The following is a 23,823-nucleotide window of genomic DNA, read 5'->3' on the forward strand; positions in this document are numbered from 1 at the left end:
GAAGATGATAATGAAAAGTCTTTGTTGATCGATATTTCAATTATATTACAACTTTTATTGAAGGGGAAAAAGCTGCTTTATTTAAAATAAAAAGATTCGAAACAATATGTTACTTAATGGATGCAAGACTAACAGGGCGCAAATCATACCAATGGCAAAGCCTGATAATACTTCTCCCAATGTATGATGACTTAAAATGATTCTTGCCGAACCTAAAATACCGGCAATCAGGATGAATAAGCATAACCACCACACCGGATTGTATCCGAACAATTCGCTGAATGAGATCAAGCCGCCTATAATGCCACCAATTCCTGCCATATGTTCACTCAATTTCCATTTCAGATTTACGATAATACAGATAATCTGAACTACGAGGGCTGCTAAAATAATGCCGGTCATGTACCAAGGGATATTCAATTTGTGCATCATCAAGAGGCAAAATACATAAGAGATAATAGTCAATAGAAAAGGTATGTATCTTTTCTTGCGCTCACTGAGTTCCTGCATGGCAAACCCATTGATTCGACGAAACAGGAATATGGTGAGTGTAGGCATTAATATGGTAAAGCAATAGACAATGCCTAGCACAATCAGTTTATATTGTATGGGCATGATACGCAGGTATGAGAATAAAAACAAAACCAGAAATGCCAGAAATGGGATAGAGAAGGGAGTCAGTATCCATGATGTGATTTGTGCAGTTCTGATGAGTGTCTTATCTGCAATAATATGTTGACCTGCATTAACTTCGCTCATAATTTGATAAACTTATTGATTTTACTATTTCGTTTTTCTGTCTTGAATTATTTTCTGAGTCTTGCTACCGGTATATTCAGTTGCTGGCGGTATTTAGCTACCGTACGTCTTGCAATTGGATATCCTTTTTCTTTCAGAATGTCAGCTAATTCATCATCGGTAAGTGGTTTCTTCTTGTCTTCATTGTCGATACACTCTTTAAGGATTTTACGTATCTCGCGTACGGACATCTCTTCACCGTCCTCGGTGACATATCCATCACTGAAAAAGAATTTTAGTGGATAAATACCGAAATTGGTTTGGACATACTTGCTGTTGCTCACACGAGAAATTGTTGAGATGTCCAGTCCGGTACGTTCCGCCACATCCTTAAGAATCATCGGGCGGAGTAATGATTCGTCACCTTCAAGAAAGAAAGAGTGTTGCAAGTCGACTATCGCTTGCATGGTTGTCATCAGTGTGTTTTGGCGCTGTTTTACAGCGTCAATGAATCCCTGCGCCGCATCCATCTTTTGTTTCAGGAACATCATGGCTTCCTTGGCTTCTTTTGATTGGTTGGCCTTGTTTCTCGTATGCTCTTCAACCATTTCCGTGAAGTCACGGCTCATACGGAGTTCGGGTATATTACGATTGTTCAGGCTAATGTTAATATTGCCATCATCGTAAGTATCTACAATGAAATCGGGTACGATCTGTTGCAAATTGCGCCCGATAGCTTCACCTAAAGATGCTCCCGGCCGTGGGTTCAACTTGGTGATTTCGGCTATTGCAGCGTTAAAGTGATCTTCGTTGCATCCTAATTTCTTTATGATCTTATCCCAATGTTTGCGGGTGAATTCTTCGTAACAATCCTCGATGATTCTAATTTCAAGCATCAATATCGGATCTGACTTCCCCACTTTTATTTTCCTGTGCAGTTGGATCAATAGACATTCCTTTAAATTGCGCGCGCCTAGTCCGGCCGGATCGAAATCTTGGATTATATGTAAGACTTCTTCCAATTCAATTTCAGTAGTGTCAACTCCAGCATAGATTGCCAGTTCGTCACAAATGCTTTCAAGTGATTTGCGGAGCAGTCCGTCATCGTCCAATGATCCTATGAGATATTCCGCCAGTTCGCGTTGATGTTCCGTGAGTTTTCGTTCACCCAATTGCTCTTGGAGTATTTCGTAAAAGGAGATGGCATCGGAGAAAGGAATTTCTTCCGGTTGTTCACCTTTCGAACGGTTGTTTTCTTGTAATTTGTAATCGGGTATGTCGTCTTCATACAGATAGTCACCCAAAGAGTCATAGTCGTTGTCACCTCCTTCGGATTCAGTCTCGGAGGGAGTGCTTTCGCTCAATTCATCGGTGGATGAATCTTCTTTGCCTTCTTCAAGTGCCGGATTTTCTAACAGTTCGGCATGTATGCGGTCTTCCAGTTCAACAGCCGGTAGTTCCAATAGTTTAACTACCAGGATTTGTTGTGGTGATAGCGTTTGAATCTGCTGTTGCGCCTGAGATTGTATTTGACGGGAACCTTGAGCCATACGTTTTCTGTTTTATTTCCTATTGTTTCTCGCTGCAAAAGTAGTTTTTTAACCACAGATAATACAGATTACACGGATTATTTTTATTAGTATAACACTAATTTCTGTATCTTTGTTGCATTAACTTTAAGAGGAGTTCTATAAATTAAAATATTGTAGTACAGTTGTTTATATGGTTCCAAGAGCGTAAATTTGCAGAAAATAAGAATTTTATAATGAACAAGTTATCCCGATACCGTAAGCTTCGTTATAATCAACTATTTGAGTCAGAGAATCGTGAATTGCGTTTGAATGAAATGGGCAATCCTCTTGAAGTGTTGTCTCAGTATGTTGATTTTGAGATCTTTCGTCCTACTCTTGAATCAGCCCTTTTTACCGGAGAGCGCAAAAGTAATGCCGGTCGTCCGCCGATAGACTGTGTGCTGATGTTCAAGGTCTTGTTTCTTCAGCGTTATTATGGTTTGAGTGACCATCAGATAGAGTATCAGATAGTTGACCGTACGAGTTTCCGCAAGTTTCTTGGTATTGAATGTGTTGACGATGTTCCTGACGAGAAGACGGTGTGGAAGTATCGCGAACTCCTGACAAATACAGGCGTTTATGACAAGCTTTTTTCGGAATTTCATAGTTTCATGGAAAGTAAGGGTCTGCAATTCAATGAGGGTCGCATCATTGATGCCAGTTTTGTTATTGCCCCTCGCCAACGTAACACCCGTGATGAAAATGAGCAGATAAAACAGGGAGCGGGTGATAAGTTGTGGAATGACAATCCCCACAAGAAGTGCCACAAGGATGTAGATGCCCGCTGGACAAAGAAGCGTGATGAGACTTTTTACGGCTACAAGCAGCATACTAAAGTTGAGAAACGCAATAAGATCATACTTTCTTATGATACCACGTCGGCAGAAGTGCATGATTCCAAAGGCTTTGAAGGACTGCTGGATGAAAAAGACGAAGGCAAGGACTTGTATTTGGACGCCGGTTATGTCGGACAAGAGGAGATTGTAAAACAGCATAAGATGAATCCGATAATTTGCGAAAAGGGCTACCGTAACCGTCCGCTTACCAAGGAGCAGAAATCAGACAATAGGAAAAAATCCAAGACACGTTGCCTTGTCGAGCATGTATTCGGGTTTGAGGAACAAACCATGCGTGGACTTGTGGTGCGTACAGTAGGGCTTATTCGTGCTAAAGCCAATGTAGCATTCACCAGTCTTGTGTATAACATCAGTCGTTACACGCAAATAATCAGGCTGAAACCTGAGTTGTTGGGGTGAATTATGCCTGCACATCCAATTTTTACAACAAACACAAGTTAATTATTGTAAAAATCGGGGGGGGGGTAGAAAATATTCGCTAAATTTGCAAGACTAAAGCTCACAAATTGGGCAGTTAAAGAGTTCTGCTGTCTGATACAAGAGGATAAATTGAATTGATAGAACTCACCTTAAAATAGAACATTATGTTTGGCAAAGAAACCTATGTGCAGCGCCGAGCCCTGCTGAAAGAGAAATTAGGCTCCGGAGTGTTGTTATTTCTGGGTAATGACGATTGTGGGCTAAATTATGAAAGTAATACTTTCCGTTACCGTCAGGATTCTACCTTCCTTTATTATTTCGGTCTTCGGTTTGCCGGCCTTTCTGCTATAATTGATATAGACAATGATAAAGAAATTATTTTTGGTGATGAATTGACGATTGATGATGTCGTCTGGATGGGTGTTCAGCCAACATTGAAGGAGAAAAGTGAGCTTGTAGGAGTTAAACATACATTGCCGTCCGCTGCAATTGTGGATTATCTGCATCAGTGTGTGCAAAAGGGGGAGGCTATCCACTATCTGCCTCCTTATCGTGCCGAACATAAGCTGAAATTGATGGATTGGCTGGGAATACCTCCATCTCGTCAGGAAGGCTCTGTACCTTTTATCCGTGCGATTGTCAGCCAACGTAATTATAAATCCGCTGAAGAAATTGCTGAGATAGAACGTGCATGCAACGTAACAGCTGATATGCATATTACGGCTACTAAGGTGCTTCGTCCGGGCATGTATGAATATGAAGTTGTTGCTGAGATGAACCGCGTGGCAGAAGCCAATAATTGTGAGCTTTCGTTTGCGACTATTGCTACCATCAATGGCCAGACTTTGCATAATCATTATCATGGTAATAAAGTGAAACCGGGCGATCTGTTTCTGATTGATGCAGGTGCCGAGACGGAGATGGGGTATGCCGGAGACATGTCGTCTACTATCCCTGCCGATAAGAAGTTTACCACTCGCCAGCGTGAGGTTTATGAAATCCAGAATGCAATGCATCTCGAGTCTGTTAAAGCACTTCGACCGGGTATACCTTATATGGATGTGTATGATTTGTCTGCCCGTGTGATGGTGGAAGGAATGAAGGGGCTTGGACTGATGAAAGGTAATGCGGAAGATGCTGTACGCGAAGGAGCGCACGCATTGTTCTATCCTCATGGCTTGGGGCATATGATGGGCCTTGATGTACATGATATGGAAAATCTGGGGGAACTTTGGGTAGGTTACAATGGTGAACCTAAAAGTACGCAGTTCGGTCGTAAGTCACAACGCTTGGCTATCCCGCTTGAGCCTGGCTTTGTACATACTGTGGAACCGGGTATTTATTTCATACCGGAACTGATCGATATGTGGAAAGCTGAAAAGAAGTTTGCCGATTTCATTAATTATGATAAGGTAGAAACCTATAAAGACTTTGGCGGTATCCGTAACGAAGAAGATTATCTGATTACTGAAACCGGTGCCCGCCGTTTGGGTAAGAAGATCCCATTGACACCGGAAGAAGTTGAAGCACTTCGTTGATCCGGTTATTTTGAAAAGTAGATATATCGCTTTTCGCTAAATGTAAGATATAGAAGGTCTGTCTAAAAGTAAGCAGATGATTCGCCATAAAAGTGAACCCTGGAAGTTTTTTATCCGACTTTCGGGGTTCATTTCATAGTTGGCGTACCTTTTCTATTGGTTAAATCGAAGGACAATATTTTTACATTGCTTCGTGGTTGTAACTATTGAATTTGCCAGGTGCCGGGGAGTACCTTGGAGATCACCGATGAAGCACCCTTTCCTCACCGATGAAGGGGATGTTCCTCACCGATGAAGAGGGTGTTCCTCACCGAGGTAAAAAGCACTTTCCTATATATTGATTATCAAGAGTATAAGGCGTGGTTATTTTGGTGTTGTTACATTGGGGATAAAAAATAAATGAACTGAACCCTATGTAAAATAAATGACAAATGAGTTCTTCCCGTATAAATTATCCATGTAATTCCAGTATGAATCTACTTCCTTTTGTATAACTTGAATCCAAGCTCAGGTTGCCATTCATTTTGGTGGCGATCAGCGAACAGATGGGCAAGCCCAATCCATCACCCATTGTCAGATCTTTCACTTCGGTAAAGGGCTTGAACAATTTTTCTCGTTGTTCCTCGGAAATTCCGGTACCAGTATCGGTAATGATAAATTGATGAGTATGGGCTCCGCGCTTTTTGAAGTCGAGAGTGATACGTCCCTCTTCGGTATAATAAGCGGCATTTTTCAATAGGTGAAGCAGAATGCGTTCCAATTCTTCCCTGTTCGTCTTTACCTGAAGTTTGGGAGCATTCACGGTGGCTGTAACACCGGGTTTCATATATTGCTTTGCTTTTTCCATTATTTCTTCACAGAAGGTGTTAGCGTTGACTTCGGTCATTTCGTAGGGTTCGGTTAATGAGTTTTCCAAGGAAGAGAGTTCTTGAATATCATCACTGAATTTCTTTAACGCACCTACCTGTTCCTGCATTTGGAGAGCTTGTTGGGGGGCTTTTCCGGAGAGTTCGCCTGCCGAAGCTGCCAGTGTGTTCAGTGTAGGCTCCATTTGGGAAGATATATTTTGGATAAATTTAGTTTTCAATTCATTGTGTTCGTTGGCTATTTGAATACCTTTTTTGAGTTTTCGGTTTGCAGCGACAAAGCGTAACCATACGATGGCGAGCAATACCAAAGCGACAATGAGAATAACGACTAGCGTGCATAATCCTATGATGATGTATTGTTTTGCCGAAAGCGTATCGTCTTTTTCCTGAATGACTTGCTGGCTTTCATCGTATTTCCTTTTTAATATATTCAATTCATCTTGTGCAGTGAGAGCTTTCACCGAATCTGTCCAAACGATATAACTTTCATAAGTCCGTCCCATCAGTGGGGCATTATTTGCTTTACGCGCAATGGCAATCAAGTTCTTATAACAGTCGTCTACTTTTTTGTAGTCCTTCTTCTCCTTATATTGGTTGATTAATTTACGGAAACACGCATCGCCTTGCGTATTAAGCCCGAAGGTGTAATAATAGTTGGCTTTTGTATAAAGTAAGTCCTCATTGATCGAGTCGTTTTTGGCAAGGTTGGCCGTTTCCTCCAGTTTGTCCAACTGCCCTTTGGCTTGTGCAGCGTTTTTCAGTCCCATGTACATACGCAGCCTTTCTTTGGTGACCGGGTAGCGTAGATCATAAAAGGCTTTGTTCTGTTTTTGTTCGCCTGCCCATATCACCTGATCCATTTCCCGGCAAAGCTCAAATGCCTCTTTGTAAAAGTTCTCTCTGACATAGAGGATGCTGGTTTGGATACCGCATTCCACTGCCTGCGGATAATTTTCGCGGGCAGCAAAGGCCTCGTATGCTTTTTTGAAAAGATAACGTGCCTTGATATAATCTTTTTGGCTCAGACTACTCTGGGCTTGTTCTTTTAACTCTTTGGCTCTGTCTTGATTTGTCTGTGCATGGATTAGTGCATTGAAACAGAGCATTAATACAATGGTTACGATAGACGTTCTCATAATTTTGTTTGTTTAATTCACACAAATGTAAAACAAATATATGAATGTTTTAGTCACAAAAGATAAAAAACATTGTGTTTTTATGACTGTATTTTATGCTGGTGAACGGAAATAATTCGATTTGGTTCGTTTTTTCTATTTTCTGCCCGATTATTTATCTTGCTTTTGGATGCAAATGGCGTATTTTGTATGCCTGCTCAAAGTGAGTAGACGATGACTTTAAATAGAACTGATAATAATGAAACAACATGCTTTTTATTCCGTACCAATAGCTTTGGCTGCATTAGGAAATGTTACAGCAGCTGCTCAGGCTACCAAACCGAACATTGTATTGATAATGACTGACCAACAACGGGCAGATATATGCGGGCGAGAAGGGTTTCCGCTTCCTGTGACTCCCTATGTAGATTCGCTGGCTACACAAAATGTATGGTTCAATCGGGCTTATACATCGATGCCTTCGAGTGCCCCTGCGCGTTGTTCTTTGATTAGCGGGCGGTTTCCGAGTGCTACGCACGTGCGCACGAATCATAATATACCTGATGCTTTCCATGGAAAGGATTTGACCGATGTCCTGAAAGAGTGCGGTTACCGTACTGCAATGGTCGGTAAAAACCATACTTATATGAATATGAGCGAAGTGTTCGATTACAGCGTGGACTATGGCCATCGTGGGAATGCCAAGAAGGGGACGCCTGAAGAAAGAGCGCTTGGGAAATTTCTGCAGGAGATGCCCGGTCAATATCTCGACCCTTCTCCTTTTCCACTGGAACAGCAACAACCTTATCAGATTGTGACGAAAGCGTTGGACTGGGTAAAGCAGCAAAAAGATGCTCCTTTTTTCCTGTTTGTATCCATACCCGAACCGCACTCTCCTTCACAGGTCTGCGAACCCTATTATTCTATGTTTCCGCCAGAATCGCTCCCGCCACTCCTTTCGAGCCGGAAGAATCTGCAGGATAAGGGTGAGAAATACATGTCATTGGCTGCTTTGGAAGATACAGCCTGTCCTAATGTACAGCGGGACATCCCTCGTTTGAGAAGTATTTATGCCGGTATGCTTCGTCTTATTGACGATCAGATTCGTCGTTTAATTGAAGAAATGAAGGCAACCGGGCTGTACGATAATACCGTATTCGTTATCATGTCCGATCATGGAGATTATTTTGGTGAATATGGACTGATTCGTAAAGGTGCGGGCGTGCCGGAATCTTTGACACGCATCCCGATGGTTTGGGCTGGTAAAGACATTGTTCCCCGTCGGCAACCGATGGACGATTGTGTTTCGATCGTCGATGTCCTACCTACTTTCTGTAGTATTATGGGGGCAGATATCCCTCTTGGGGTACAAGGACGCAGTTTATGGCCCATGCTGACGGGAAAAGAATATCCGAAGAAAGAATTTGCCAGCGTAGTAGTGGAACAAGGTTACGGAGGTGAAGATTTCACTCTCAATGAACCGGTTACTTTCAAGGAAGAAGGTTGCTATTCAGGAAAAGAAGCAGGCTTCGACGGCTTAAATTCCTGGACGCAAAGTGGGGTGCTGAGAATGGTTCGCAAAGGCGATTGGAAGTTGGTAATGGATCAGAATGGCAGGGGGGAACTTTATAACCTGAAAGAAGACCCTGTAGAGATAAATAATTTATATGGAAATAAAAAACATGCCGCTACGCAAATGGAACTGTTGGAAGAGTTGCTCACCTGGAACCTTCGTTTGCAAGACCCTTTGCCCGTACCACGTAACCGTTATCATTTCAAGCGGAATCCGGAGAATTATCATTTTACAAACTAAAACCTATTAAATACGCTACTTATGAACAAATCAGTATTGTTCTTGACCGCTTGCAGTGGGCTGGCAGCCACAATGGCTGTTGCGCAGGAGAAGAAACCCAATATTGTCATTATTTATACGGATGACATGGGCATTGGTGATGTTTCCTGTTATAACAGCGGATGGGTGATGACCCCTAATATCGATCGTCTTGCTGCAAAAGGATTGAAATTCAACCATTATTATACTTCGTCACCCGTAAGTTCCCCTTCACGGGTCGGACTGACCACCGGAATGTTCCCTACCGAATGGGGAATCAACACTTTCCTACACGACCGGAAAGGGAATGCGGAGTGCGAGCAGTCCGATTATCTAGATAGTTCGGCACCGACTATCGCCAAGTCATTGAAAGCTGCCGGATATGCGACCGCTCATATTGGTAAATGGCACATGGGTGGTGGCCGTGATGTGGACGATGCTCCCCAAATACCGAAATATGGCTTCGACGAATATCTGAGTACTTATGAGAGTCCCGATCCGGACAAGCTGATCACTGCTACCAATTGGATATGGAGCGAGAAAGACAGTATCAAGCGATGGGAACGTACCGGCTACTTTGTAGATAAAACACTTGAATACCTTGGTCGTCATAAAGGTGAACCCTGTTTTGTAAACTTATGGCCGGATGATATGCATACTCCCTGGGTGCCTTCGGCCGATTGCTACGGAAAGAAAAAGGAGTGGAACGGCAAGGAGAACTTTATGGCCGTACTTGAAGAATACGACCGTCAGATCGGACGTTTCATGGATGGTTTGGAGAGACTTGGCATTGCCGACAATACGATTGTGATTTTTACCAGCGACAACGGGGCTTATCCTACTTTTGATCAGGTTCGAAGCAACGGGCATCGTGGTTCGAAAAATAGCCTTTATGAAGGTGGTGTCAATATGCCTTTCATTATCGTATGGCCCGATAAAATCAAGGCAGGTGAGGTGGATGATGAGACCGTGATCAATGCAGTGGATATTTATCCTTCTTTATGTGCCATAACAGGAGCCACGCAACTAAAAGGTTTCAATTACAGTGGCGAAGACATGAGCAAGGCATTGATGGGAGTGAAACACCAGAGCCGCAAGAAAGATATGATGTGGGATTTCGGCCGTAACCGTTTCTTCGGCCATCCGGCTCAACCTCATCAGCAAAGTCCCCACCTGGCTCTTCGCAGAGGTGACTGGAAGGTTTTGGTCAATGCTGACGGGGCTAATCTGGAACTTTTCAATATAAAGGAAGATCCGAACGAAACAACCAATATAGCGAATAAATATCCTGAGATGGCACAAGAAATGTCGAAGAAAGTCATCAATTGGTATTTCACAAAACGTAAACTAAGACAATAGTAAGGGTATAAACATGAATAAGAATTCGATTTGCAGTACCGTAGGACTGGTTGGCTCTTCTTTTTTATTGCAGCCAGTCATGGCACAGGCGCAGAAGGCTCCTGTGGAGAGTGGGGATCGTCCCAATATCGTAATCATAGTAGCCGATGACTTGGGCTGGGGAGATGTGGGGTTTCATCAAAGTTCGATAAAGACTCCTAATTTGGATCGGGTGGCAAAGCAAGGAATCATTCTTGACCGTTTTTATACGGCTCCTGTCAGTTCGCCTACCCGTGCAGGATTGATGACCGGGCGTTATCCGAATCGTTTCGGCATCCGTAAGACGGTTATTCCTCCTTGGCGCGAATATGGATTGGACGAAACCGAAGAGACGATTGCCGATGTTCTTGGCGATGCTGGTTATGAACACCGGGCGGTTATTGGCAAATGGCATCTCGGTCATGGGCGTAAAGCTTATTATCCTTTGAACCGCGGCTTTAACTATTTCTATGGTCATCTGAACGGGGCGATCGATTACTTTACTCACGAACGTGAAGGAGAACTGGACTGGCATAAGAATTGGGAAAGTTGTTATGACAAAGGGTATTCCACGGACCTGATTGCCCGGGAAGCTGTCCGTTATGTCAACGACCATAAAAAAGAACCTTTCTTCCTCTATGTGGCTTTCAATGCTCCGCATACACCTTTGCAGGCGAAGCCTGAAGATATTGCTCTCTATACTTCCGACTTGGAAAGTCTTTCGAAGAAAGAGCAAAACCGTTGTATTTATTCCGCAATGGTGACTTGCATGGACAGGGGGATCGGTGATATTTATAACACGTTGGAAAAGAACGGCCAGCTTGATAATACGATTTTCCTTTTCTTCAGCGACAACGGAACGGATGGTAAAGGCGGTTCATCCGGAGAGCTGCGTGGCTTTAAGTTCCAAGAATGGGATGGTGGTGTACGTACGGCCGCAGTTATCCAGTGGAACAAGGGTTTCAAACAACCCCGGAAAGTGGAACAAGTGACCGGCTTCGTCGATGTACTCCCGACACTTCGGGATATCCTCGATGTGAAGAAAGCACCCAAACGTGAGTTGGACGGCATTAGCGTACGCTCTGTATTAACGGGTGAGCGTGAGAGTATCCGGCGTGATTTTTATCTGGGATGTGGTGCAGTTGTCAATCAGGATTGGAAACTGATTCTTCCGGGACAAAACAACCATATGAAAAACCTGGGAACAGGCTATCTGGTCGATTATAAGAATGATCCTTACGAACAGAAAAACAGTGCCGCTAATAATCCGGAAGAGATGCAACGCCTGAAGAAAATAGCAGAGAAATACGATGCTGTAAAACCGGTATTTGAAGAGAAAGATTACGGTTTGGGAAAGGACACTTTCAAAGCTCCGAAAGAATGGAAAATAGTTAAGCCTTGAAATAAGAGATACGTCCTTTATATTTCAGAAGTAGAACTCCTATCTTCAAGAGCTGAAACGTAGGTATCAGACAAATGAAAACAGAAGGATAAGATACAAAAACATCCGGGTGTTTTAGTTGATAACATCCCCATGTTTTATTATAGAACATCCGGATGTTTTACTATATAACATCTGGGTGTTTTTAATTAATGAAGTGACTTTTTTGATTGCATGTAGTTAATACATAACTTGTTAGACATAACTTATTATAGTGATAAATAATATTACTTTATTTTCGGATTCATCGTTATATATTTTATGGTATATTTGCCATCATATTAATAGGAATGAATAAAGTGATCAAGGAAGAAAAACACATTGATTTTGAGCAGACATACATTATGTATTTCTCTAAAATGAAGTATTTCGCTCGTGAATATGTCTTGTCAGATGAAGATGCCGAGAATATTGTGCAGGATGTTTTTCTTGAACTATGGGAAAAAAAAGAAATTCTGGCATTGCCTGTCAATATCATTGCCTATCTTTTTACTGCCATTAAGAACCGTTGTATCGATCTTCTCCGGCACAGGATTGTGGCAAAGGACACGGAAGATAAAATGCAAGCAGAGTATCGGCTTACCCTTCAGATGAAGTATTATTCATTGGAAGCTTTTGATAACGAATTGTTTGAAGAAGAGAATATCGAACAAGTTTTATCAAAGGCTATTGACTCGCTTCCGGAGAAGTGCAGGGAGATTTTTATTAAAAATAAAATTGAAGGCAAAAAGCAAAAGGATATTGCAGCTGAGTTAAATATTTCGGTAAATACCGTTGAGAGTCAGATGGGCATTGCCTATAAGAAACTAAAAAGTGAACTAAAGGATTACTTTCCTCTTTTCATTTTCCTGTTTTATTTATGATTTTGAATAAAAAAAACTATTTTCTTTTAGCGGATTCTTTTTCCTTATTCGTTTACATTATGTATCAAGCCGATAAAATATGGACGAACGTATATTAAAATATTTTCAGAACGAACTGACTGTTGCCGAGAGATTGGAATTTCTGCGTGAAGCGGAGAGGGACGAGACTCTTAAAAGGCAGTTTGTCGAATATCAGAATATACGAGCTTTAGCCCACCTCTCTTCTTATGGGGAAGACAGGGAGGAAGGAAAGAAAAAATACAAGCAATTTGCCGGTCGAATTCGTAGAATTAACGGATATCGTTGGACGGTTCGGATCATGAAATATGCAGCAGTATTTGCGATCGTGATCTTATCTGCCTACTGGTTGGCAGAAAGGCAAGTTACCGATACTTTCCGTAAGAAGTTGATGGCCGAGACGAATGTGTTGTATGCCCCGGTCGGGCAGCGCGCCCGTGTCACTTTGCAGGATGGGAGTGTGGTTTGGCTGAATGCACAGTCCACATTGACTTATCCCTCTTCCTTCTTAGGTTCTGAAAGGCGTGTTACCCTGAAAGGAGAAGGATATTTTGAAGTGGCTCCTGATTCGGAAAAGCCTTTTATCGTGTCCGCGTCCCAAGGAGTGGAAATGAAGGTGCTGGGGACAAAGTTCAATGTATATAGTTATCCTGAAACGGGGATTGTACGAACTTGCCTTTTGGAAGGAAGTGTACAAGTGTCTTGTGAAGGCATCTCCTCGAAAGGAGTAATATTGGAACCCAATCAGCAAGTCACCGTAAGGAATGGAAAGATGATCGTAGGAAAAATCAAGCATCCGGCGGCATTGTTATGGAAAGATGGAATTTATAGTTTCGATAATGAAACGTTGGAGAATATTGTCCGGCAATTGGAATTGTATTACAACGTTGAAATACATATTACCAATCCGGCACTCGCCAAAGTGCGTTATACCTGTAAATTCCGGCAAAGGGATGGTATAGAAGAGATTATACATATCATTCAGAAGATTCATCACTTTAAAATCAAAATAGATAAAGATAAAAATACAATCACCTTAAGTTAATCCAATTGTGTAACCCATTATAATACGAAAAACTGCCTATGAGAACATAATCTTATCAAAAACAGAAAAAAAGAGTGACCGATGCACCACCATCCGCCACTCTGAATGAGAAGTAAACACACACATTTTAGTATTCACTTAACATTGCAAAGATATGAAAAATCCTTTGTTATTATCTTGTATTGTCCAAAATCACAGCGTTAAATTTTATTTTAGAGTTATGAAACTATGGTTGTTCTTGCTCTTGACAGGCACACTCCAGTTGGTGGCCTCGAACACAAAAGCCCAGGATGCGGTTATCAAACTTCCGTCTCAATCATTATCAGTGGGAAACCTGATTTCCGAGATTGAGAAACAGACGGACTATCTGGTAGTGTACAGTAACCGGGAAATTAATACCGAGCGTCAGATAAATGTAAAAAATACGTCTGCACAGGTTATGACTCTTCTTAAGGAAGCCTTCGCGAAAACGGAAATAGGATATGAGTTTGAAAATGATTATATCCTTTTGGCTAATAAAGCAAAAACAGATGCTATCCAACAACAGAAAGACCGTAAAATAGAGGGAACAGTGACCGATGCTGCCGGTGAACCTATCATCGGTGCAAATGTGAGCGTGGTGGGTAGTCAGTCAATAGGTACCATCACCGATCTGGACGGTAAGTTCTCACTGAAAGTCCCCGAAGATTGCACACTTCATGTGTCTTATATCGGATATATCGTACAGAATGTAGATATAAAAGGCAAGAGTTTCGTCAAAGTCGTACTCAAGGAAGACACCAAGACGCTGGATGAGATTGTGGTCGTTGGTTATGGAACGATGAAGAAGAGCGATATTACAGGCTCTTTGTCTTCAGTGAAAGTGGATGAATTGAAGGAGGGTGTCAGCACCTCGGTCGACCAGATGTTGTTTGGTAAAAGTGCAGGTGTGACCGTTGTTCAGAACAGTGGTGAACCGGGTGGAGGATATTCTATCAATATCCGCGGAGCCAGTTCTATCAATGCCGGTGTCTCTCCGTTGTATGTAATCGATGGGATTCCTATCGACAACTCACGTGCCATAGACCAAGGTTCTATCTCTGGTTTCAACAGTAGCCGCACACCGCGCAATCCGTTGGCTTCCATTAACCCGGCCGACATCGAATCTATCGAGATTCTGAAAGATGCTTCCGCTACGGCTATCTACGGTTCGAGAGGTGCCAATGGTGTAATTTTGGTTACGACTCGTGGCGGCTCTTCCGAGAAGATGAAGGTCAGTTACTCCGGTTCGTTCGGTGTACAGACACCTGCAAGAAGATTGGATTTGCTGAATGCTACCGATTACAAACGTGTTATGAATGAAATCATTGATGCCGGAACAGGTGAAGAAGGAAACCGGGTGGGGGATATTGCCAACAATGGTGCAGGTACCGACTGGCAGGATGAAGTTACCCGTAATGCCATTACGCACGAACATCAGTTGTCTTTCTCGGGCGGAACTTCAAAGACGTTTTATTATGCTTCTTTCAACTATACCAAACAGGACGGTATCGTAAAGAATACCAGCTTTGAAAGATGGGGCGCGCGCCTGAACCTGAAATCGGATATCAGCTCTAAGCTGACTTTGGGAATGAACGTGACAGGATCGTATATGAAAGACCAGTTTGTAGCCGATGGTTACGGTGTGAACAAAGATGCCGGCGTATTGTATGCCGCTTATAATTTTGACCCTACACTTCCGGTTTGGGGGGAAGATGGAGCTTATGCCACTTCAAGCCTTTTGTCGGTAGACAATCCGGTGGCTATTCAGGAAGGTATGAGTTCACGTTCGGATACGTACAGAATCCTTGCTTCGGCTTATGCTGAATATCATATCACCAAAGACTTGTTTGCCAAATTGAATGTCGGTACTGACTTCCTGAACGAGAACCGTAAGAATTTTAATTCCAGTCTTTGTGAGTTCGGACGCGACAACGGTGGAGTAGGTTCCAATCAGAATGGTGAAAAGACCAATTACATTGTCGAGGGTACGGTGAACTATAACAAGACGATCAAACAACACTCTTTCGGTGCATTGTTTGGACTCAGTTATCAGCGTTTCAGCAATTCAAGCATGAATATGCGTGCCGCTTCCTTCCCTGACGAATCTCTGGGAGCGGATAATCTGACTGCGGGAGCCCAAGATACCTATCGTTTATCGAATTCTTCTACCGGCAATCGTCTGGCCTCTTATATCGGACGTGTCAACTATTCATTCGATGACAGATACTTGATGACAGCTACGTTCCGTGCAGACGGTTCGTCACGTTTTGGTAAGAACAACCGTTTCGGTTATTTCCCATCTACCGCTTTGGCATGGAAGATATCCAATGAATCGTTTATGAAGGACATCCGTGCGATTACTTCCATGAAGATTCGTGCCAGCTGGGGACGTACCGGTAATCAGGACATTGGTAACTATCCGTCGTTGACTACGTATAGTGTGGCTAATGCTGCTGTTTGGGGAGATAAGAAAATCAATGGTATTCAGCCCAGTAAAATGCCTAATCCGGATCTGAAATGGGAAACGACCGACCAGTTTAATGTCGGTTTGGATTTTGGTTTCTTTAATAACCGCATTACCGGAGGTGTCGATTATTTCTGGAAGAAGACTACGGACATGTTGTTGCAACTCCCCGTTGACCAGACTACCGGTTATACGAGCAAACTTTCCAATATCGGGCGTATCGATAACCGAGGATTAGAGATATTCTTGAATACGGTGAATATCCATGCCGGTGACTTTAAATGGACATCGGATGTAACTTTCTCGGCTATGAAGAATGAAGTGAAGAGTCTCGGCAGTGTGGATGAAATTATCATCGGTGCAGGATATCTGCATGTAGATCAGGTAGCTATACGTAAACCGGGGTATCCGTTGAATGCATACTATGGTTGGGAGGTAGCCGGTGTATGGCAGGAAAAGGATGATTACAGTAAAATGAAAGAGAAGTTCGTACCGGGCGAGTTGAAATATGTTGACCAGAATGGTGATGGGTATATCAATGATGCCGACCGTGTGGTATTGGGTGATTCTTTCCCTGATTTCTCTTGGTCGTTTGGTAATACATTTAGTTATAAGAATTTGGATTTATACGTATTCTTTGAAGGAGTACAAGGTGTCGAGATGTTGAATGGTAACTTGATTGACAACTACTTCCCGTTAAGTTTCCGCCGTAACAAGTTCTCGGAACTTTATCTGAACCGGTGGACTCCGGAAAATCCTACGAACCAATACCCTTCATTTGTCGATCCGTTGGCACATGGTCGTAAAGTGGTTAACTCCAGAACGCTGTCCGATGCTTCGTATGTACGTCTGAAAACGATCCGTTTGAGCTATACATTCCCTAAGTTCTCTAAGTTCATCAGTTCTTTACAGGTTTATGCAACGGCTGAGAATGTATTTACGTTTACCGATTACATTGGTTTGGATCCAACGGTGAATTCGAATAGTAATGTTAACTTCCGTATGGACTTTAACTCCTATCCGAGTGCCCGTACCTACATGTTTGGAGTGAAACTTGACTTTTAGTGTAACCGATTAAATTTTGAAAGATATGAAAACAAAAAAATATATAGCTACTTATTTACTATCTTTGTCGCTCTTGGGGTTCCTAACCCAGAGTTGTGAGGCTATTTTGGATGAGTCCGTAAAATCGGAATTTACCGAAGCTACGTTGCTTTCGAAGAAAGCGGGCATTGAAGCTGTGATAGCCGATGCATATGGTAAGAATAACAGTGCCCGGAATGTAGTGAAACGCGGGGAAATGACTACCGATATTTTGTGGCAGAGCGGTGGAGGTGAAGAGGGTACGGCTACTCCTTTGATCAATTTCAACTGGGACCCTTCCAATACGCTGGAAGCATTTGACTGGATGAATCTGTGGCAGGCGATCCGTGATGTCAATATCGTGTTGGCAAATGTACCTACCGCCAGTGGCTTTAATAATGAGACGCAACGTAAGCAGTTGATTGCCGAAGCGCGTTTTATTCGGGTGTGGGCATATTATGCTTTATGGGATCAATACGGACCAGTGCCTATCCGGCGGAGCATTAATGATCCCGATGTCTTAGGGCGTCCTTCGGAAGAGGAGTTCAGGACTTTCATGGAGACTGAGTTCAAAGAGATACTGGGTGATATTTATCTGGAAGGTGAAGAACCCGCTTATGGTCGTGTAAATCGGGGTGGTGTTCGTGGATTACTTTGTTTATGGTACCTGAATACTCATCAATGGCAAAAGTGTATCGATGTAGCGGATGATATTATCAAGAGTAAGAAGTATGAACTTTGTAAAGACTACAATGAGATGTTCGCTATAGAGAATGAGAAGAATTCGGAATTTATGCTTGTCTTCTCTTATCTTGCCAATAGCGGTGCGACGAATGTGTTGCTTGCAACGACATTGCCTACGGGATTCAAAGAAGGTTTGGATGGCTATCTGGAAGGTGTAGTGAATTCTCAATGGTCTAACTTTGCTTCCAATTACCGTATGTATAAAGCTTTCTATGATAGTTTTGATGAAAAGGATCAGCGCAAAGGTCGTATTTTGACGAAGTACATAAACGCGAATGGCAAAACAGTGGATCTTCTGGAAGATACGCCAACGAATGGTAAGGGAAATATTCGCGGTACAAAATATCCGCCCGATCCAGCAGCCAAGGCAAACGAACATGGCAACGATTTCCCGGTTGTCCGTTACGCAGAAATTCTGTTGGCTAAAGCTGAGGCGATGAATGAATTGTTTGGTCCGAGCCAGGATGCACTCGACCTGATAGATGATGTCAGAAACAGAGCCGGATTAGATGATCTGAAGTTGAGTGATTTTGGCGATAAGAAAAAATTGCAGGATCAGATTTTGGATGAACGTAAATGGGAATTCTGGTATGAAGGCAAGAGAAGAACGGACTTGATCCGTACCGGGCGCTTCATTACCGATGCACAGAAACGCGGAATTAAGAATGCACAAGACTTTCATGTCTATTTCCCGATCCCGCAATCGGCTATTGACGCGAATCCGTTGCTGAAGCAGAATACAGGTTATTAATAAACCGCAAGGGGATGTGTTGGTAGCTGCTGGCTGCTGACACATTTTCTTACATCAAATATTAAATGAAATGAATAAAACAGCTTTATTGTTGACAGCATGTGCCGGAATGGCAAATATGGCAGCTGCTCAGACTCAGAAGCCCAATATTGTTATCATCTATACGGATGATATGGGTATTGGAGATTTGTCATGTTATAACAGTGGTTGGGTAATGACTCCCAATATTGACCGTTTGGCTTCCCAGGGGTTAAAGTTTAACCACTATTATACATCTTCTCCGGTAAGTTCGCCTTCCCGAGTAGGTCTGACGACGGGTATGTTTCCTACCGAATGGGGGATTAATACATTCTTGAACAACCGTAAATACAATGCCAATTGTGAGCAGTGTGATTATTTGGACAGTTCGGCTCCTACGATAGCTAAATCATTGAAGGCTGCGGGATATTCCACAGCTCATATCGGTAAATGGCACATGGGGGGTGGCCGTGATGTGGATGATGCTCCTCAGATCCCCAAATATGGTTTTGATGAATACCTGAGTACGTATGAAAGCCCCGATCCTGACAAGCTGATTACAGCTTCTAATTGGATATGGAGTGAGAACGATAGTATCAAGCGTTGGGAACGTACCGGTTATTTTATAGATAAAACCTTGGATTATCTTTCACGTCATAAGGGAAAACCTTGTTTCGTGAATTTGTGGCCGGATGATATGCATGATCCATGGGTGCCATCGGCAGATTATTATAACAAGAAAGAGTTGTGGTCAACGGAAGTTCCGTTCCGTCAGGTGTTGGAAGAGTATGATCGCCAGATCGGTCGCTTCATGGATGGTCTTGAAAAGTTAGGGCTAGCAGAGAATACAATCGTCATTTTTACCAGTGATAACGGTGCTTATCCAACATTCAATCAAGTACGTAGCAACGGTCATCGCGGTTCTAAGAACAGTATTTATGAAGGGGGTGTGAATATGCCTTTCATTATTGTATGGCCGAATAAAATTAAAGCCGGTGGAGTGGATGATGAGAGTGTGATCAATGCCGTTGATATATATCCGTCATTGTGTGCCATTACAGGTGCAAAACAAATTGCAGGCTTTAATTACAGTGGTGAAGATATGAGTAAGGCGTTGTTAGGGATTAAGCACCAAGCTCGGCAGAAAGACATGATGTGGGATTTCGGTCGTAATCGCTACTTCAATCGTCCGGCACAGGTACACCAACAAAGTCCGCATTTAGGTATCCGTCGGGGAGATTGGAAGGTATTGGTAAATGGCGACGGAACGAATCTTGAACTTTTTAATATTAAAGAAGATCCGAACGAAACTACCAATATTGCTGACAGACATCCAGAGTTGGCTTCGGAGATGTCGAAGAAAGTAATAAACTGGTATTATACGAAACGGAAAGTGAGGGGGGAGAATTAAGATTCCTTGTATTGTATAATTAGATAACTGCGGGATTCAAGTGTAAAACCTGAATCCCGCAGTTGTCTAATTATGTAAAGTAAAGGATTCTCTTCTCTTTCCATCTAATATTTAAAACTGCTTCCTCCCAGAAACTCCCTTAGCAAAGAGGTGGGAGGTATTTCTTTGTCCTGAACAGGAAGGAAATATTTGATGAATTTTAGTAACCGGTAAGCTTCGGCATATTCCGGGCAGTTTCTTGGAACTCCGGTCAGGATAGTTTCTGCGTGAAGTCGGAGTACTGCAAACTCAAAAAGCAAAGCAGAGTTAAACATAACATCGGCATTCTCTTGATAAGGGAATATCCATTTATCTTCTCCGGCACGTACGCTGGGCCAGCGTGAAATAGTTTCCTGTGCAGAGTATCCACGATAATTGAAGTCGCGGATGATGCGGCGTAACAGCCGATTATCGGTTGTAGGAATCCAGTTATGATCGTCCAACGAAATAGTAGTCAAGGCAGACACATATATCTTGAACTTGCTAGCATTAGGAATTTGCGGAGTCAGTTCCGGGTTCAAGGCATGAATACCTTCCAGAATAAGAATTGTGTGTTCGTCTATTTTTAGCTTATCACCTTTGAATTCCTTTTTCCCAAGTGCGAAATTAAAGCGGGGCAATTCTACTTCTTCTCCTCGCAACAATGCCTGTAATTGCTCATTGAACAATTTAAGGTCAAGGGCATATAAAGATTCATAGTCATACTCTCCATTTTCATCACGGGGAGTGTCTTCCCTGTCAACGAAATAATTATCAAGCGAAATGGGATAGGGCCTTAATCCATTGGTCATCAATTGGATGGATAGGCGCTTGCTAAAAGTCGTTTTTCCAGATGAAGAAGGTCCGGAAATCAATACCAGTTTCACTCTGTTTCCATTTTCACCACGGTTAAAGATCGTATCTGCTATTTGTGCTATTTTCTTTTCTTGTAAAGCTTCTGCTACATTTATAAGATCTGTGGCATGTCCTGCTTCACAGGCAAGGTTGAAGTCACCGGCATTGTTCAATCCCATGATGGAACTCCAGTTTAGATATTCTTTAAAAACATCGAGCATTTTTTCCTGTTTTACTACCTCTTCTAAAACCTCGGGATTGTCTTTATTTGGAATACGGAGTAACAGACCGTCATAATACTTCACCAGATCGAATAGTTTGATAAACCCTGTACTAGGTAACAGGTTACCATAATAATAATCTATGGTATCTCCCAAGGTATAATAATAAGTATAGAGAGAACCGGAAGTTTCGAGCAGTTTGACTTTATCGTTCATACCGCGTTCACTGAAGATACGTACAGCTTCGGCTGTATGACATTCAACGCGATGGAAAGAAATATTTTCATCAATAATCTCCTGCATTTTCTTTTTAATCAGAGATACATCTTCCAAAGTGATGGGATGACCGATGCGGAGATTACAAAAATAGCCTTTGGAAACAGGATGCTCAACATATAATTTCCCATCCGGAAAAAGCTCATTGACCGCCTTGTATAGTACAAAGCATAGAGAACGCACATAGGTGCGCATTCCTGATGGATCTCTGATATCCAGAAACTCTACATCCTTATTATTGTAGACACGAAAGTTAAGACCCTCGGAGCGATTATTGACCTTGGCACTGATAACCTGATAAGGGAAATTTAGATTAAAACCGTAATAAATATCCAAAAGTGAACTTCCTATAGGGAATTCTTTATAAATATTATTATTTTTGCAACAGATTTGTAACATGTGTTTCATGACATCTCTTTTTTTATCATTTACAGGTAAATATAGGGGTTAATAATAGATATGACAATAAAACTCTCTAATTAATTAAAGGATGGAATATTCTTTTTATGATTTTTTAAAGTTACTGGGCTCTCTAGCGCTGTTTCTGTATGGAATGAAGATCATGAGTGAAGGCCTTCAGAAGTTTGCCGGTGACCGTTTACGAACCATTTTGACGGCAATGACTACGAACCGTGTGACTGGAGTACTTACAGGTATACTTATTACTGCTCTGGTCCAATCTTCCTCAGCTACCACGGTTATGGTGGTGAGTTTCGTAAATGCTGGACTACTGACTCTTTCACAATCTATCGGTGTAATAATGGGTGCCAATGTCGGTACTACAGTTACTGCTTGGATTATTTCTGTATTCGGATTTAAAATCGATGTAGCTGCAATGGCACTTCCGCTTCTGGCATTTGGCGTTCCGCTTCTATTTTCGCAAAAAAGTACCCGTAAGTCTGTCGGGGAATTTATTTTTGGATTTTCTTTCCTTTTTATGGGACTTGCATACTTACAGATGTATGCACCGGATTTAAGTAAGAATCCTGAAATGCTTGCATTTGTACAGAATTATACGGATATGGGATTTCTCTCAATCATTATTTTTGTATTGGTTGGAGCCGTGATTACTATGATTGTGCAAGCATCTGCTGCTACAATGGCTATTACTCTTATTATGTGTGCTAATGGCTGGATCAGTTTTGAATTGGGGGCGGCTTTAGCGATGGGGCAGAATATCGGTACAACAATTACGGCCAATCTTGCAGCTTTGACCGGAAATACGCAGGCACGGCGTGCAGCACTTGCGCATCTTTTATTTAATGTTTTTGGCGTAATTGTCGTGCTTTGTATTTTCCATCCTTTTACAAGGGCTGTAAGTTGGTTTGTTACAGATTTTATGAATCAGCATAACCCGGCAACACAAGTCGCTTTTGAATTGTCAGCCTTCCATACAGCGTTTAATATCTTCAATGTACTTCTACTTATATGGTTTGTAAAGGGCATAGAACGTGTGGTTTGTATATTGCTTCCGTTGAAAGACACCGACGAGGAATATCGCTTGCGCTATATTTCCAGAGGATTGCTTTCTACTGCAGAACTTTCAATTCTTGAAGCACGCAAAGAAATTCATCTGTTTGCTGAACGTACACACCGTATGTTTGGGATGGTGAGGGATCTTTTACATACTGAAAAGGATGATGACTTTAATAAATTGTTCAGCCGTGTAGAAAAGTATGAAAACATTAGTGATAATATGGAACTGGAAATAGCTAACTATCTAAATCAGGTGTCCGAAGGGCGGTTGAGTTCGGAAAGTAAGTTACAGATACGTGCCATGCTTCGCGAGGTGACTGAGATTGAAAGTATAGGTGACAGTTGCTATAATCTAGCACGTACTATTAATCGGAAACGGCAGACGAATCAAGACTTTACAGAGAAACAGTATGAGCATATCCACTTTATGATGAAGCTTACAAACGATGCTCTTGAACAGATGATTGTTGTCGTTGAGAAGCCCGAACATCACGGTGCAGATGTCAACAAATCGTTTAATATAGAAAATGAAATCAATAACTATCGTAACCAATTGAAGAATCAGAATATTCTGGATGTGAACAATAAAGAGTACGATTATCAGATGGGTGTTTATTATATGGATATTATTGCCGAATGTGAAAAACTTGGTGATTATATCGTAAATGTTGTCGAAGCGAGCAGTGATGTGAAAGAGAAGAAAGCATCCTGATCTGAATAAACGAAAAGGAGGCTGTCCTTAAGATTTTATAAATAAGCAATCACCCACGCTACTAAAATAGCTGTAGCGTGGGTGATTGTT

At 42.1% G+C, this 23,823-nt stretch carries 15 protein-coding genes; 11 read left to right on the forward strand and 4 right to left on the reverse strand.

Annotation, left to right across the window (positions count from 1 at the left end):
- Positions 1 to 81: 81 nt before the first annotated feature.
- Both H8744_RS07065 and rpoN read right to left on the reverse strand, forming a co-directional pair.
- Positions 82 to 759 carry a hypothetical protein gene (locus H8744_RS07065; protein ID WP_262434175.1) on the reverse strand — a complete coding sequence of 226 codons (678 nt, stop codon included), beginning with the start codon at positions 757 to 759 and terminating at the stop codon, positions 82 to 84.
- 47 nt (positions 760 to 806) lie between these two features.
- Positions 807 to 2,288 carry an RNA polymerase factor sigma-54 gene (rpoN, locus tag H8744_RS07070; RefSeq protein ID WP_262434176.1) on the reverse strand — a complete coding sequence of 494 codons (1,482 nt, stop codon included), beginning with the start codon at positions 2,286 to 2,288 and terminating at the stop codon, positions 807 to 809.
- 215 nt (positions 2,289 to 2,503) lie between these two features.
- On the opposite strand from rpoN, the gene H8744_RS07075 reads away from it, so the two are divergent.
- Together H8744_RS07075 and H8744_RS07080 are read left to right on the forward strand one after the other, a co-directional pair.
- Positions 2,504 to 3,565 (forward strand): IS5-like element IS1169 family transposase, encoded by a 1,062-nt coding sequence (locus tag H8744_RS07075; protein ID WP_008777670.1) that lies wholly within the window; start codon positions 2,504 to 2,506, stop codon positions 3,563 to 3,565.
- Positions 3,566 to 3,750: 185 nt separating this feature from the next.
- Positions 3,751 to 5,124: an aminopeptidase P family protein gene (locus tag H8744_RS07080; RefSeq protein ID WP_262434177.1), complete on the forward strand. Its 1,374-nt coding sequence runs from the start codon at positions 3,751 to 3,753 to the stop codon at positions 5,122 to 5,124.
- A 451-nt stretch (positions 5,125 to 5,575) separates the two neighbouring features.
- On the opposite strand, the gene H8744_RS07085 is transcribed toward H8744_RS07080, so the two are convergent.
- Complete coding sequence (locus H8744_RS07085; RefSeq protein WP_262434178.1) at positions 5,576 to 7,129, reverse strand: sensor histidine kinase; 1,554 nt, start codon at positions 7,127 to 7,129, stop codon at positions 5,576 to 5,578.
- Between the two features lie 238 nt (positions 7,130 to 7,367).
- Between H8744_RS07085 and H8744_RS07090 the strand changes: the two genes are divergently transcribed.
- The 8 genes from H8744_RS07090 (at position 7,368) to H8744_RS07125 (ending at position 20,175) form a co-directional block, all read left to right on the forward strand.
- Positions 7,368 to 8,921, forward strand: a complete 1,554-nt coding sequence (locus H8744_RS07090; RefSeq protein ID WP_262434179.1) for a sulfatase family protein — start codon at positions 7,368 to 7,370, stop codon at positions 8,919 to 8,921.
- A 21-nt stretch (positions 8,922 to 8,942) separates the two neighbouring features.
- Positions 8,943 to 10,298, forward strand: coding sequence for a sulfatase family protein (locus H8744_RS07095; RefSeq protein ID WP_262434180.1), 1,356 nt, complete (start codon positions 8,943 to 8,945; stop codon positions 10,296 to 10,298).
- Positions 10,299 to 10,377: 79 nt separating this feature from the next.
- The gene (locus H8744_RS07100) at positions 10,378 to 11,718 is read left to right on the forward strand and encodes an arylsulfatase B (protein WP_369411061.1); all 1,341 of its coding nucleotides are present in this window, start codon (positions 10,378 to 10,380) and stop codon (positions 11,716 to 11,718) included.
- A gap of 329 nt (positions 11,719 to 12,047) precedes the next feature.
- Positions 12,048 to 12,620, forward strand: a complete 573-nt coding sequence (locus H8744_RS07105; protein ID WP_262434182.1) for an RNA polymerase sigma-70 factor — start codon at positions 12,048 to 12,050, stop codon at positions 12,618 to 12,620.
- A gap of 79 nt (positions 12,621 to 12,699) precedes the next feature.
- Positions 12,700 to 13,683 carry a FecR family protein gene (locus H8744_RS07110; RefSeq protein ID WP_262434183.1) on the forward strand — a complete coding sequence of 328 codons (984 nt, stop codon included), beginning with the start codon at positions 12,700 to 12,702 and terminating at the stop codon, positions 13,681 to 13,683.
- A gap of 220 nt (positions 13,684 to 13,903) precedes the next feature.
- Positions 13,904 to 17,233, forward strand: coding sequence for a SusC/RagA family TonB-linked outer membrane protein (locus H8744_RS07115; protein ID WP_262434184.1), 3,330 nt, complete (start codon positions 13,904 to 13,906; stop codon positions 17,231 to 17,233).
- A gap of 25 nt (positions 17,234 to 17,258) precedes the next feature.
- A complete protein-coding gene (locus H8744_RS07120) occupies positions 17,259 to 18,746 on the forward strand; it encodes a RagB/SusD family nutrient uptake outer membrane protein (RefSeq protein WP_262434185.1) in 1,488 nt (495 codons plus the stop codon).
- Between the two features lie 70 nt (positions 18,747 to 18,816).
- Positions 18,817 to 20,175, forward strand: coding sequence for a sulfatase family protein (locus H8744_RS07125; protein ID WP_262434186.1), 1,359 nt, complete (start codon positions 18,817 to 18,819; stop codon positions 20,173 to 20,175).
- A gap of 104 nt (positions 20,176 to 20,279) precedes the next feature.
- Here H8744_RS07125 and H8744_RS07130 read toward each other — a convergent pair whose 3' ends face one another.
- Positions 20,280 to 21,953 (reverse strand): nucleoside kinase, encoded by a 1,674-nt coding sequence (locus H8744_RS07130; RefSeq protein ID WP_262434187.1) that lies wholly within the window; start codon positions 21,951 to 21,953, stop codon positions 20,280 to 20,282.
- An 82-nt stretch (positions 21,954 to 22,035) separates the two neighbouring features.
- Here H8744_RS07130 and H8744_RS07135 point away from each other — a divergent pair, with 82 nt between their 5' ends.
- Positions 22,036 to 23,733, forward strand: coding sequence for a Na/Pi cotransporter family protein (locus H8744_RS07135; protein WP_262434188.1), 1,698 nt, complete (start codon positions 22,036 to 22,038; stop codon positions 23,731 to 23,733).
- Positions 23,734 to 23,823: the final 90 nt, after the last annotated feature.

It is taken from the genome of Jilunia laotingensis, from assembly GCF_014385165.1.
Lineage (GTDB): Bacteria > Bacteroidota > Bacteroidia > Bacteroidales > Bacteroidaceae > Bacteroides > Bacteroides laotingensis.